The 13,367-nt window shown below is 69.8% G+C and carries 10 protein-coding genes; 2 read left to right on the plus strand and 8 right to left on the minus strand.

Annotation, left to right across the window (positions count from 1 at the left end):
- The coding region (pcrA, locus tag E1182_RS23835) for a DNA helicase PcrA (protein ID WP_132269152.1) at nucleotides 1-2,106 on the minus strand (2,106 nt) is incomplete at its 3' end.
- Nucleotides 2,107-2,288: 182 nt separating this feature from the next.
- Here pcrA and E1182_RS23840 point away from each other — a divergent pair.
- Entirely contained in the window at nucleotides 2,289-4,139 is a 1,851-nt protein-coding gene (locus E1182_RS23840) for a bifunctional UDP-sugar hydrolase/5'-nucleotidase (RefSeq protein WP_132269155.1), read from the plus strand.
- 267 nt (nucleotides 4,140-4,406) lie between these two features.
- Nucleotides 4,407-4,739, plus strand: coding sequence for a chorismate mutase (locus E1182_RS23845; protein ID WP_132269157.1), 333 nt, complete (start codon nucleotides 4,407-4,409; stop codon nucleotides 4,737-4,739).
- 93 nt (nucleotides 4,740-4,832) lie between these two features.
- Here E1182_RS23845 and E1182_RS23850 read toward each other — a convergent pair whose 3' ends face one another.
- The 7 genes from E1182_RS23850 to E1182_RS23880 form a co-directional block, all read right to left on the minus strand.
- The gene (locus E1182_RS23850) at nucleotides 4,833-5,846 is read right to left on the minus strand and encodes an ABC transporter ATP-binding protein (RefSeq protein ID WP_132269159.1); all 1,014 of its coding nucleotides are present in this window, start codon (nucleotides 5,844-5,846) and stop codon (nucleotides 4,833-4,835) included.
- A complete protein-coding gene (locus E1182_RS23855) occupies nucleotides 5,839-6,867 on the minus strand; it encodes an ABC transporter ATP-binding protein (RefSeq protein WP_132269174.1) in 1,029 nt (342 codons plus the stop codon). The genes E1182_RS23850 and E1182_RS23855 overlap by 8 nt, the downstream gene beginning before the upstream one ends.
- Nucleotides 6,868-6,891: 24 nt before the next feature.
- Nucleotides 6,892-7,869: an ABC transporter permease gene (locus tag E1182_RS23860; RefSeq protein WP_132269161.1), complete on the minus strand. Its 978-nt coding sequence runs from the start codon at nucleotides 7,867-7,869 to the stop codon at nucleotides 6,892-6,894.
- Nucleotides 7,862-8,788 (minus strand): ABC transporter permease, encoded by a 927-nt coding sequence (locus E1182_RS23865; protein WP_132269164.1) that lies wholly within the window; start codon nucleotides 8,786-8,788, stop codon nucleotides 7,862-7,864. The genes E1182_RS23860 and E1182_RS23865 overlap by 8 nt, the downstream gene beginning before the upstream one ends.
- A 154-nt stretch (nucleotides 8,789-8,942) precedes the next feature.
- On the minus strand, nucleotides 8,943-10,583 hold the full coding sequence (locus E1182_RS23870; RefSeq protein ID WP_132269166.1) for an ABC transporter substrate-binding protein: 1,641 nt from the start codon (nucleotides 10,581-10,583) through the stop codon (nucleotides 8,943-8,945).
- A gap of 615 nt (nucleotides 10,584-11,198) precedes the next feature.
- Nucleotides 11,199-11,885 carry a response regulator transcription factor gene (locus E1182_RS23875; protein WP_132269169.1) on the minus strand — a complete coding sequence of 229 codons (687 nt, stop codon included), beginning with the start codon at nucleotides 11,883-11,885 and terminating at the stop codon, nucleotides 11,199-11,201.
- A gap of 2 nt (nucleotides 11,886-11,887) precedes the next feature.
- A complete protein-coding gene (locus tag E1182_RS23880; protein WP_132269171.1) occupies nucleotides 11,888-13,156 on the minus strand; it encodes an ATP-binding protein in 1,269 nt (422 codons plus the stop codon).
- Nucleotides 13,157-13,367 lie beyond the last annotated feature (211 nt).

A 13,367-nucleotide genomic window follows, 5' to 3' on the forward strand; every position in this document is an offset into this window, starting at 1 on the left:
GCCCCCACCGGCCCACGAGGTGTACGACCCTTCGGTGCGCTCCCAGCGGACCAGCTCGGGGGGAAGCTCCTCCAGGAACCGCGACGGCGGGTTGTAGGACGGCTGCCCCCAGGCGGACCGGGTGACCGCCCGGGACAGGTACAGCCGCTGCCGGGCGCGGGTGATGCCGACGTACGCCAGCCGGCGCTCCTCCTCCAGCTCGCGGGTGTCGCCCAGCGAGCGCAGGTGCGGGAAGACGCCGTCCTCCAGGCCGGTCAGGAACACCACCGGGAACTCCAGCCCCTTCGCGGTGTGCAGGGTCATCAGGGTGACCACACCCTGATGGTCCGGGTCATCGGAGGGGATCTGGTCGGCGTCGGCGACCAGCGCGACCTGCTCCAGGAAGCCGGCGACGGTGGCCCGCTCCCCCTCCTCGGCGGTCGCCTCGATCCGCTCGGTGTACTCCCGGGCGACGCTGACCAGCTCCTGGAGGTTGTCCACCCGGCCGGCGTCCTGCGGGTCGAGGCTCTCCTCCAGCTCCGTCAGGTAACCCGAACGGGTCAGCAGCGCCTCCAGCACCTCCTCGGGGGTGCCCGTCTCGGCCAGCTCGCGGGCACCGTCGAGCAGCGCGACGAACTCGGCGATGCCGTTGGCGGCCCGGGTGGAGATGCCCGGGGCGTCCTTGGCCCGGCGCAGCGCCGCGCCGAAGGAGATCCGGTCCCGGCTGGACAGTGCCTCCACGCATGCCTCGGCCCGGTCGCCGATGCCCCGGCGGGGGGTGTTGAGGATCCGGCGCAGGCTCACCGTGTCGTCGTCGTTGACCACCGCGCGCAGGTAGGCCAGCGCGTCGCGGACCTCCTTGCGCTCGTAGAAGCGCACCCCGCCAACGACCTTGTACGGCAGGCCGACCCGGATGAACACCTCCTCGAAGACCCGGGACTGGGCGTTGGTGCGGTAGAAGACCGCGACGTCGCCGGGACGGGCATCGCCGTCGTCGACCAGCCGGTCGATCTCCCGGGCCACCCAGTCCGCCTCGGCGTGCTCGGTGTCGGCCACGTAGCCGACGATCCGCTCACCGGCACCGGCATCGCTCCACAGCCGTTTCGGTTTCCGCGAGGTGTTCCGGTCGATGACCGCGTTCGCGGCGTTCAGGATGGTCTGCGTGGAGCGGTAGTTCTGCTCCAGCAGGATCGTCCGGGCGTCGGCGAAGTCCCGCTCGAACTCCAGGATGTTGCGGATCGTCGCGCCGCGGAACGCGTAGATCGACTGGTCGGCGTCGCCTACCACGCACAGCTCGGCCGGCGCGATCCCCTCGGTGCCGGAGACCAACTCCTTGATCAGCACGTACTGGGCGTGGTTGGTGTCCTGGTACTCGTCGACCATGACGTGCCGGAACCGGCGGCGGTAGCTCTCCGCGACGTGCGGGTGCGACTGGAGCAGGTGCACCGTGGTCATGATCAGGTCGTCGAAGTCCAGCGCGTGCGCCTCCCGCAGCCGACGCTGGTAGAGCGTGTACGCCTCGGCCAACGCCCGCTCGTTGGGGCCCTTCGCCCGGGCCGCGAAGGCCTCCGGGTCGACCAGCTCGTTCTTCAGGTTGGACACCTGGGCGGCCAGCCCACGCGCCGGGTACCGCTTCGGGTCCAGGTCGAGTTCACGGGCGACCAACTGCATCAGCCGCCGTGAGTCGTCGGCGTCGTAGATGGAGAAGGTCGACTTCAGCCCGGCGTGCTCGTGTTCGGCCCGGAGGATGCGTACGCAGGCGGAGTGGAACGTGGACACCCACATCAGCCGGGCCCGCGGGCCGACCAGGTTGGTCACCCGCTCCTTCATCTCCCCGGCGGCCTTGTTGGTGAAGGTGATCGCGATGATCTCGCCGGGGTGCACGTCCCGCGCGGCCAGCAGATAGGCGATCCGGTGGGTGAGCACCTTGGTCTTGCCCGAGCCCGCGCCGGCCACGATCAGCAGCGGCGAGCCGGCGTGGGTGACCGCGTCCCGCTGCGGGCCGTTCAACCCCTCGACGAGCTGCTGCGGATCGAGGCGCGCGACGGCGGCACCCGGCCGGCGCGGCGGCGTCCGGGCAGGTTCGGGCGTGGGCGGGGACGCGGGGATGTCGAAAAGAGGATGCATCGCACGGCGAGTCTATGCCGCACGCCGGACACTTCCCGACCGCGTACGCCCGCGCCGGCCGGTCCCGCGACGGACTGAGACAAACCTGTCACGAACTCCCCCCTGGTGTCTCGGCGCACGACCCGGGACGATGACGCGGAAAGCATCCAGTACTCCCCCGTACCCGACTTGGGAGAACAACCATGAGTCAACCGCGCTCGCGCGGTCGGGCGGTGCTGCGTCACCTCGCGGTACCCGCCCTCGCCCTGGCCGTCGTGGCCGGCCTGCCCGTCGCCGGCCGGTCCACCCCGCAACCGGCCACCGCCGACGACACCGCCGGGCTCGTCCCGGTCGCCGTCTCCTACGCCAAGCCCATCGGCCACGAGGTCAAGGGCCAGTTCCTCAGCTACAACGACTTCCACGGCGCCATCGACCCGCCCGCCGGCAGCGGCGCCACGGTCAACGGCACCCCCGCCGGTGGCGTGGAGTACCTCGCCACCTGGCTGAAGAAGCTGCGCGCCGAGGGCAAGGCCGAGGGGCGGGTCACCACCACCGTCGGTGCCGGCGACCTGATCGGCGGCACCCCCCTGGTCAGCGCCGCCTTCCACGACGAGCCCACCATCGAGCTGATGGACGAGATCGGGCTGGATGTCAGCTCGGTCGGCAACCACGAGTTCGACGAGGGCGTCGACGAGCTGCTCCGGATCAACAGGGGTGGCTGCCACCCGGTCGACGGTTGCCAGGACGGGGACGGCTTCGCCGGCGCGAGGTTCACGTACCTGGCGGCGAACACCATCAGCAAGAAGACCAAGCTGCCGATCCTGCCGCCGATCGACGTCCGCTTCGTCGGCGGCGTGCCGGTCGGCTTCGTCGGGGTCACCCTGGAGGGCACCCCCGGCATCGTCAACCCGGCCGGCATCAAGGATGTCACCTTCACCGACGAGGTGGAGACCGCCAACCGGTGGGGCGGGTTGCTCAAGCTCTTCGGCGTCAAGGCGATGGTGCTGCTGGTGCACGAGGGCGGCGCGCAGGCCGCACCGCCGAGCCTGCCCGGCATCTCCGACTGCGCCAACTTCTCCGGCCCGGTCGTGGACATCGTCAGAGGGCTGCGCCCCGAGTTCGGCCTGGTGGTCTCCGGGCACACCCACCGCTTCTACTCCTGCTCGCTGCCGAACTCCTCGGGCGCGCACAGTGTGGTGACCAGCGCCGGCAGCAACGGCCAGCTGGTCACCGACATCGACTACTCGCTGGATCGGCGCACCGGCCGGTTCACCGGCATCACCGCGAAGAACGTGATCGTGGAGAACGGCGTCCGCAACGCCGACGGCACCTGGCAGCAGAGCGGTGGCGTCTTCGTCAAGAACCCGGCGCTGGTCGACCCGGGTGCCAAGGCGCTGGCCGACAAGTACCGCAAGGCCGTCGCCCCGATCGCCAACCGGGTGGTCGGGCGGATCAGTGCGGACATCGTCCGGGACGCCCTCCCCAACGGGGAGAGCCCGATGGGTGACGTGATCGCCGACGCGCAGCTGGCGTACACGCGCGGCGACGGAGCGCAGATCGCGTTGATGAACCCCGGTGGCGTCCGGTCCTCCCTGGCGTACGGGACGTCGGCCGGTGGGGAGGCGCCGGGCGAGGTGACCTACGGCGAGGCGTTCACCGTGCAGCCGTTCAACAACCTCGTGGTCACCCAGACGTTCACCGGCGCCCAGCTCACAAGTGTGCTGGAGCAGCAGTTCGTCGGCTTCAAGGGGCAGACCAGCCAGCGGATCCTCCAGCCGTCCGCCGGGCTGACCTACTCGTACGACACCACCGCCCCGGCCGGCTCCCGGGTCAGCGCGCTGGCGCTGCACGGCACCCCGATCGACCCGGCCGCCAGCTACCGGGTCACCACGAACGACTTCCTGGCCAACGGCGGGGACGGGTTCACCGAGTTGCGGGCGGGCACCGGCCGGACGACGGCCCCCGGCTTCGACGTGGACGCGCTGGTCGCGTACCTGGCCGCCGGCGAGCCGGTGGGACCGGGCCCGGCCGACCGGATCACCCGGCTGGGCTGACGTCGGCGTCGCACGGCCCCGGAGCCGCCGGGGCCGTGCCACACGTCCCACGTGTTGGCGGATTCCTTGCGCCGTCGCCACGACGATCGGCATACTCGACGACGTGTTCGGTCAGCGCTTCTACTTTTACTACGGCACCGGGAGTCCGGCTGCCGTAGGTCGCGCCTGATCGACCAGACCTACGAGAAAGCCCCGGGCTCCTGGAGCCCGGGGCTTTCTCCGTCTCGGGATCCCGACACCGGGCACGACGTCAGGAAGGTACGACCGATGATGACAGACGTGGTGGAGCAGAGCGGTGAGACCGCGGGTACGGCCGACGGGAACCCGGTGGCCCGTTTCGGGACCGAGGAGCCGGTCGCGGCGGCCCGGATCGCCGAGATCCGCGAACGCATCGACGAGATCGACCGGACGTTGATTCAGCTCTGGCAGGAGCGGGCCGAGCTCTCCCAGGAGGTCGGGGCGACCCGGATGGCCTCGGGCGGCACCCGTCTGGTGCTCGCCCGGGAGCGGGAGATCCTGGAGCGGTTCCGGCAGGCGCTGGGCGCGGACGGCACCCAGCTCGCCCTGCTCCTGCTGCGCGCCGGCCGCGGTCCCCTCTGAGCCGCGACGGGAGCCGGCGGCCGCCTCCGACGGAGGTCTGGCAACGACGAACCGCCTGTCGGCCACCTCGGCCGACAGGCGGTTCGGTGCACCTCACGCCGAGTGGCTGGCGACGATCTCCCGCTTCTCGGCGAAGTGGCAGGCGCTCGGGTGGTCCGAGCCCGGCCGGACCTCCAGCAGCGGCACCTGCTCGGCGCAGACGTCCTGCGCCTTCCAGCACCGGGTACGGAACCGGCAGCCCGAGGGCGGGCTGATCGGCGACGGGACGTCACCGGTGAGCCGGATGATCGCCTTGCTGTCGCGCAGCGTCGGGTCCGGCACCGGCACCGCCGAGAGCAACGCCTGGGTGTACGGGTGGGTCGGCCGCTCGTAGATCTCGTCCTCGGTGCCGATCTCCACGATCTTGCCGAGGTACATCACCGCGACCCGGTCGGAGAGGTGGCGCACCACCGACAGGTCGTGGGCGATGAACACGTACGACAGGCCGAGCTCGTTCTGGAGCTTCTCCAGCAGGTTCATCACCTGCGCCTGGATCGACACGTCCAGGGCCGAGACGGGCTCGTCGCAGATGATGATCTCCGGGCGCAGGGCGAGCGCCCGGGCGATGCCGATGCGCTGGCGCTGGCCGCCGGAGAACTGGTGCGGGTACCGGTTGATGTGCTCCGGGTTGAGGCCGACCAGGTCGAGCAGTTCCTTGACCTTGCCCCGGCGGCTGCCCTTCGGGGCGACGTCCGGGTGGATCTCGAACGGTTCGCCGATCAGGTCACCGACGGTCATCCGCGGGTTCAGCGAGGTGTACGGGTCCTGCATGACCAACTGGATCTGCCGGCGCAGCCGGCGCATGGCCCCCGCGGAGAGCGTGGCGATGTCCTGACCCTTGTAGAGCACGCTGCCGGCGGTGGGCTTCTCCAGGCTCATCAGCACCCGGCTCAGGGTCGACTTGCCACAGCCCGACTCGCCCACCACGCCGAGCGTCTCGCCGGCCTTCAGGTCGAAGGAGACGCCGTCGACGGCCTTGACGTGCCCGATGGTCTTCTTGAGCACGATCCCCTGGGTGACGGGGTAGTGCTTGACCAGGTCACGGACTTCGAGGATGTTCTCAGTCACGGTTCACCAGCTCCTCGGCGAAGTGGCAGGCGCTGGCCCGGCCGGCGCCGATCTGCAGCAGCGGCGGAACCGTCTCCCGGCACACCGGCTGCGCCATCGGGCAGCGCGGGTTGAACGGGCAGCCCGGCGGGATGTTCATCAGGTTCGGCGGGAGGCCCTTGATGGTCCGGAGCTGCTGCCCCTTCTCGTCCAGCCGCGGGATCGAGTCGAGCAGGCCGAGAGTGTAGGGGTGCGCCGGCTTGGCGTACAGGTCGAACACGTCGGCTTCCTCGACGATCCGGCCGGCGTACATGACCGCGATCCGGTCCGCGACGTCGGCCACCACGCCGAGGTCGTGGGTGATCAGGATCATGCCCATCCGCCGTTCCCGCTGGAGTTCGCCGAGCAGGTCCATGATCTGGGCCTGCACGGTCACATCCAGCGCGGTGGTCGGCTCGTCGGCGATCAGCACCTCGGGGTCGAGCGCCAGCGACATCGCGATCATGGCGCGCTGCCGCATGCCGCCGGAGAACTGGTGCGGATAGTTGCTGAACCGGCCCTTGGCGTTCGGGATCTTGACCTGGTCGAGCATCTCGATCGCGCGCTTCTTGGCGTCCGCGCGACTCATGCCGCGCCGGACCCGGAACTGCTCGGCGATCTGGAACCCGACGGTGAAGACCGGGTTCAGCGCGGAGAGCGAGTCCTGGAAGATCATCGCGATGCCCTCGCCGCGGATGCGGCGGCGCTCCTCGGCGGACATGGTGAGCATGTCCTTGCCGTGGAAGCGGACCTGGCCGCCAGTGACGAAGCCCGGCGGCATGTCCAGGATGCCCATGACGGTCTGCGCGGTGACGCTCTTGCCGGAGCCGGACTCGCCGAGCACAGCGAGGGTCTCCCCCGCGTCGACGTGGTACGTGACCCCGTTGATGACCTTGGCGACGCCGTCCCGGGTACGGAACTCCACCCGCAGGTCGTCGACCTCGAGCAGCCGGCCGGAGGGGTGGCCGGTGCCGCCGGTGCCGGGTGCGCTCTGCTCGGACACGAGAATGTCGGACAACTCAGTCCCCTATCGGAGCTTCGGGTCGAGAGCCTCGCGGACGGCCTCACCGAGCATGACGAAGCTCAGCACGGCGGTCACGAGGAACGCGGCAGGGAAGAAGACCAGGCCCGGCGCGACCCGGATGTAGTTCTGCCCTTCGCTGATCATGATGCCCCAGGACACCACCGGGCTCCTCAGCCCGACGCCCAGGAAGGAGAGCGTGGCCTCCGCGCCGATGAACGAGCCGACCATGATCGTGGAGTAGACCAGCAGCGGCGCGAGGCAGTTCGGCAGCAGGTGCTTGAAGACGATGCGGCCGGTGCCGGCGCCCATGGCCTTGGCCGCCACGATGTAGTCGGCCTCCTTCGTGGCCAGCACCGAGGAGCGCATCAGCCGCATGACCACCGGCCAGCTCAGGATCACCAGGGAGGCGATGACCAATCCCATGATCTTGACCGTGCTGTTGTTGCTGCCGGAGCCGTTGAAGGTGGTCAGGATCACGATGGCGCCGAGCACGAACGGCAGGCCGAAGAAGACGTCGGCGATGCGGGAGAGCACCGCGTCGGCCCAGCCGCCCCGGTAACCGGAGATGATGCCGACCAGGCCGCCGAGGAGCATGGTGCCGAACACGGAGAGCAGCGCCACCACGATCGAGGCGCGGGCGCCGTAGATGACCCGGGCGTAGACGTCGCGGCCCTGGATGTCGTAGCCGAACCAGGCGTGCGACGAGGGCTTCTCCAGGCTGTGGGTGAGCGAGCCGTTCTTCGCGTCGCCGGAGGTGAACAGCCAGGGGAAGGCCGCCATCACCACGAAGAGCAGGATGATCGCCAGGGAGATCCAGAACAGCGGCTTGCGGCGCAGGTCGCGCCAGGCGTCGCCGAGCAGCCCGCGCGGCTTCTCCTTGCGGGCGTTCTCCGGCAGGCCGGCGTTGGTGGGGGCACCGATCTCGGTCGGCTGTTCCGGCCGGGGGGTGCTCACGATCGAGGCGGCGGAGGGGTCACTCATAGCGGATCCTCGGGTCCAGGGCGGCGTAGAGCAGGTCGACCAGCAGGTTCATCAGCAGGTAGACCAGCACCAGCACCACCACGATGGAGACAACGGTAGCGCTCTCCTTGGTGACGATCGACCGGTAGACCTCCCGGCCGATGCCGTTGATGGTGAAGATGCTCTCGGTGACGATCGCGCCGCCCATCAGCGCACCGAGGTCGGTGCCGAGCAGGGTGACCACCGGGATCAGCGAGTTGCGCAGCAGGTGCACCCCGACCACCCGGCGCATCGGCAGCCCCTTGGCGATCGCGGTCCGGACGTAGTCGGCCCGGCGGTTCTCGGCGATGCTCGTCCGGGCCACCCGGGCGATGTAGGCCATCGAGGCGCTACCCAGCACGAAGCCCGGCATGATCAGCTCGGAGAAGGGCATCTCGCTGGAGACGGTCGCACTGACGATCCCCCACTGCAGGCCCAGGGTCCACTGCAGCACGAAGGCCACCACGAAGACCGGCAGCGCGATCATGAACAGCGTCGAGACCAGGACCAGGTTGTCCAGGAAGCCGTTGCGGCGCAGGCCGGTCAGCACGCCGGCGGTGAGGCCGATCACGGCCTCGATCGCCAGCGCCACGACGGCCAGCTTCAGCGTGTTCGGGTACGCGGTGGCGATGATGTCGTTGATCGACCGGCCGCTGTACGTGGTGCCGAAGTCCCCCTGCAGGAGGTTCTTCATGTAGGTGGCGTACTGCACGAAGACGTTCTCGTCCAGCTGGAACTTCGCGGTCATCGCCGCGACGTACGACGGCGGGCAGGGGCGTTCGCCGCACTTGCCCGCGAACGGATCGCCGGGCACCGACCAGACCAGCCAGTAGATCAGGAACGTGGTGCCGAGAAACACCGGCACGAGTTGGAGCAGCCGTCTCACGAGATAACGGCCCATGGGGTGGTCCTCCAGACAGGGAGCGCGTCGGCGTCCGACGCACTGGGGCAGCGTTGGCGAGGGCGGGTGATGATGTCACCCGCTCGCGGAACGGCCCCGGGCCGGGTCCACCGGATGTGGCGGACCCGACCCGGGGTCAGTCAGACCGTTCGGCTCAGAGCTCGACCGAGGAGAGGTCCAGCTCACCGACGTTGGTGAGCTCAAGCTTCTTGATCTTCTCCGAGTGGCCGACCTGCAGGCCGTAGAAGTAGATCGGGATGGTCGGCACGTCCGCGTCGACCAGCTTCAGCGCCTCGGCGAACTTGGCGTGCGACGCCTCCAGGCTCGCGGCGGCGGTGGCCTCCTTGGCCAGCGCGTCGACCTGCGGGTTGCTGTACAGGCCGTCGTTGGAGGAGCCACCCTTGATGTAGAGCGGGTTCACCCAGTTCTCGATGTCCGGGTAGTCCTGCTGCCAGGCGGCACGGTACGGGCCGGTCATCTTGCGGGCGTTGATGTTCTGCCGCAGGACCGCGAAGGTCGGCACGCCCTCGGCGCGGGCCTCGATGCCGAGGTTGGTCTTCACCTGCTGCGCGACAGCCTCCATCCAGTCCTTGTGGCTGGAGTCGGCGTTGTAGTAGAAGACCATCTCGCCCTGGAAGCCACCGGCCTCCTGGAGCAGCTGCTTGGCCTGGGTCGGGTCGAACTTGCAGGCGGTGCAGTTGCCCTGCGGGGCGCCCGGGGTGAGCGGGTTGGCCCAGCTGTCGGCGGGCTTGCGGGTGCCGAAGAAGATCTTGTCGGAGATCTCCTGCCGGTTGATCGACAGCGAGACGGCCTTGCGCAGCTTCGGGTTGGCGAAACGCTTGTCGTAGATCGGGAACGCGATGAACGCGGTCGCCGGGGTGACGGTGGACAGCGCCCGGTCACCCAGGTCGGTCTTGTACTTGTCACCGGCGAGCGCCGAGGTCGGGATCGGCTCGATGAAGTCGAGCTGACCCGACAGCAGGTCGACGTAGGCCGCGTCCTCGTTCTGGTAGAGCTTGTAGGTGACGTCCTTGATCTTCACCTTGTCGCGCAGGGTGTACTCGTCGAAGCGGGTGAGCTTGATCGAGACGTTGTCTTCCCACGAGACGAACTTGACCGGGCCGTTGCCGATCGGCTTCTTGCCGAACTCCTCCGGCTTCTGGCTGAAGAAGGCGTCCGGCAGCGGCATGAAGGCGCTGTAGCCGAGCTTGGTCGGGAACACCGCGGTCGGCGCGCCGAGGGTGACCTCGAAGGTCTGCTCGTCGACGACCTTCAGGCCGGAGAGCTTGTCGGCCTTCGGGGTCGGAGCCTTCTTCGGGCCGTCGCCGTCCGGGTCCTCACTGGTGACGTCACCGTAGCCGGCGATGTCGGAGAAGAAGCTGCCGTTGGCCGCGCCGTTCGGCGAGTAGGCGGCCCAGTTCCAGGCGTCGACGAAGTTCTTCGCCTTCACCTCGGTACCGTCGTGGAACTTGGTACCCTTCTTGATCTTGATCGTGAAGACCTTCGAGTCCGTGGTGTCGATGGACTCGGCCAGCGCGTTGCGCGGGGCGCTTCCGTCGTTCGGGTACTCGACGAGACCCGTCCACAGGTTGTCGATGATCTTGCCGCCACCGGTCTCGGTGGTGTTCGCCGGAACCAGCGGGTTCTCGGGCTGGACGTTGTTGATAACGATCGCACCGTCCTGGGTGGCGGCACCGTCGCCATCCTTGCTCTCGCTGTTCGAGCAACCGCTGGCGACGAGCGCGGCGGCCATGCCGACCGCGATCGCGCTACTCGCCCGCTTCGAGACTCTCATTCCGAGGGGCCTCCTCTTTCTGACCTGGTTCCGTCGTGGGTTTCACGCACGTTTGGGGGGTGACACCGCCCGGGGGCCTCATGTCGCGGGCCACCGGTTTACCGCAGAGGACTTCGGGACACCCCAGGGGGACCGATCCGCCGGGCCACCCCACCCCCGCGTCCGACCCCGCACAGGATCGACGGCCACGAGCCGCGGGGAAGCGCGGCGGCGTGGCCGACGGACATATGGGTGCCTCGCGCCAGGAGGTGAGGTCCTGCCACTGTGACACCCACCGGCCCATTGCGTGAAGGTGCCGTTATCAAGCCGTTAGTTGCTTGCCGCGTTGCCGATACTCGGGAGTAGCTCACCACGTGTCCCCAGTCGTGCCAGCCTGAGCAGGTCGAACATCCCGATCGGGAGGGTGCGCCGACCGGTGCTGTCCGCCCGCCGGCCACCCGCCGCCGGCCCGACCGCGCCAGACTCCCACCGAACGGTGACCGCCTCTGCCCATCCAGACGATGCCGTCTCCGACCAGCCGTCGCGCACCACACCCGGGTGAGGGATGGCGTTCGGCAGTCGTAGCGGTCGCGACCGCGAGCGCGACGGGTGAACCGGTCAGCGGCAGGTCGGCCGTCACACCAGCCGGCGGTCCGCCGCCCAACGGGACAACTCGTACCGGTTGGACATCTGCAGCTTGCGCAGGACGTTGGAGACGTGCGTCTCGACCGTCTTGATCGAAATGAACAGCTCCTTGGCGATCTCCTTGTACGCGTACCCCCGGGCGAGCAGGCGCAGCACCTCCCGCTCCCGGTTGGTGAGCTGGTCCAGCTCCGGATCGGCGACCGGCGCGTCCGGGCGGGCCGCGAAGGCGTCCAGCACGAACCCGGCCAGCCGCGGACTGAACACCGCGTCCCCGTCGGCCACCCGGCGGATCGCCGCGGTCAGCTCGTCCGGAGAGATGGTCTTGGTGACGTACCCCCGGGCACCGGCCCGGATCAGTCCGATCACATCCTCGGCCGCGTCCGACACGCTCAACGCCAGGAACCTGACCTGCGGATGGGTACGGCGCATCGCGTCCAGCACCGCGCGCCCCCCGCCGTCGGGCATGTGCACGTCGAGCAGCACCACGTCGGGCTGGAGCGCGGCGATCCGGGTGACCGCCTCGGCGACCGTGCTGGCCTCCCCGACCACCTCGACGTGCGCGCCCAGCTCCGCCCGTACGCCGGCGCGGAACATGGCGTGGTCGTCGACGAGGAAGACCCGCAGTCGCCCACCCCGGGTCTCCGCCCCCTCGACCGGTTCCATCGACTGCTCCGCCATGGTCAGCTGTCCCTTTCCGCCGTGGAACCGGTGCCGCTGATCGGCAGGATCAGCCGGACCTCGGTTCCCTCCCCCGGCCCGGACCGGATCTCCGCCCGGCCGCCGTGCCGCCTCATCCGCCCGACAATCGATCCCCGTACGCCGTGCCGGTGATCCTCCACGGTATCCGGGTCGAAGCCCTTGCCCCGGTCGCGGACGAACACACTCACCTGCTCCGGCTCCACCTCGGCGTAGAGCGACACCGTCGCCACCTGAGCGTGCCGAGCCGCGTTCACCAGTGCCTCCCGGGCCGCCGCGACCAGCGCCCCGACCCGCTCGTCGGTCTCCCGGTCGCCCACCACCACCGCCTCCACGGTGATCGCGAACGTGTCCTCCACCTCGGCGGCGGCCTGCTCCAGCGCCGCCGCGAACCGCTCGGTGGGCGAGCCGGTGGGCTTGTAGAGCCAGTTACGCAGGGAGCGCTCCTGGCCCCGGGCCAACCGCTGCACCGCCTTGACGTCGGTGGCGTTGCGCTGGATCAGGGCCAGCGTGTGCAGCACCTGGTCGTGCACCATGGCGGCCAGCTCGGCCCGCTCCTGTTCCCGGATGCGGCCCTCCCGCTCGGAACGCAGCTGGTTCCACGTCCGCCACAGCACCGGCCCGGCCACCACCCCGACCCCGGCCAGCCCGACCAACGCGAAGATCACCCCGTTGATCACCGCGTCGACGTTCTGCACCGGGGAGTACACCGCGGCCACGCCGATGATGCCGACCGCGACCAGCAGCCCGCCGCCGGCGAACCGGAGCATGAAGGACCGCCGGTCGCTCTCCTCCACCACCGCACCCAACCAGGGCACCGGCATCGTGCCGCCCCACTGCCGGCGGCGCTCCGGCGCGGACTGGTGCCAGATCACCCCGGCACCCACCGCGATGATCGCCACCAGCCAACCGGCGGTGCCGGCGGCACCCACCGAGTCGAAGACCATCACCTGCACCAGCAGCACAGCCAGCCCGATCAGCACGAACGGCAGCAGTTGGGCGGGATCCCGGCGGGGCGGTGCGGCGGTGTCGCCGGGACGCATCGGCACCACCGCCCAGAACGCGGCGTACAGCAGCAGCCCCAGGCCGCTGAGCCCGAGCAGGACCATGAACGCGACCCGTACCCGCAGGACCGGGATGCCGAGATGGTCGGCGATGCCGGCGGCGACGCCGGCGGCCAACCGGTGTTCGGGCACCCGGTAGAGACGAGGTGGCGGCGGCGTCACGGCGTTGATCGGAGGCTCCTGAGTCACGGACGGTAGGGCGGGGATGGCGGCAGGTTGCGGTGTCGGTCCCGATCGTCACACGGGGTGCCGCGCCAGCACCACGGGGACGTCCCCGACATCCGCGCCCGGAGATCTCAGGGTGGGGTCAGGGTCCGGTCCGGAGGACGTTCGGAACGCCGACCGAGCAGGATCGAGGCATGACCGAGCACGCTGCCCCGACGCCCCGCCCGGGGACGGG

This window comes from Micromonospora sp. KC721, from assembly GCF_004348355.1.
Lineage (GTDB): Bacteria > Actinomycetota > Actinomycetes > Mycobacteriales > Micromonosporaceae > Micromonospora.

Bases quoted from the DNA above. Each gene is read 5' to 3' on its own strand.
- E1182_RS23840 (WP_132269155.1), top strand. From the start codon at position 2,289: ATGAGTCAACCGCGCTCGCGCGGTCGGGCGGTGCTGCGTCACCTCGCG.
- E1182_RS23845 (WP_132269157.1), top strand. From the start codon at position 4,407: ATGATGACAGACGTGGTGGAGCAGAGCGGTGAGACCGCGGGTACGGCC.
- E1182_RS23860 (WP_132269161.1), bottom strand. From the start codon at position 7,869: ATGAGTGACCCCTCCGCCGCCTCGATCGTGAGCACCCCCCGGCCGGAA.
- E1182_RS23865 (WP_132269164.1), bottom strand. From the start codon at position 8,788: ATGGGCCGTTATCTCGTGAGACGGCTGCTCCAACTCGTGCCGGTGTTT.
- E1182_RS23870 (WP_132269166.1), bottom strand. From the start codon at position 10,583: ATGAGAGTCTCGAAGCGGGCGAGTAGCGCGATCGCGGTCGGCATGGCC.
- E1182_RS23875 (WP_132269169.1), bottom strand. From the start codon at position 11,885: ATGGCGGAGCAGTCGATGGAACCGGTCGAGGGGGCGGAGACCCGGGGT.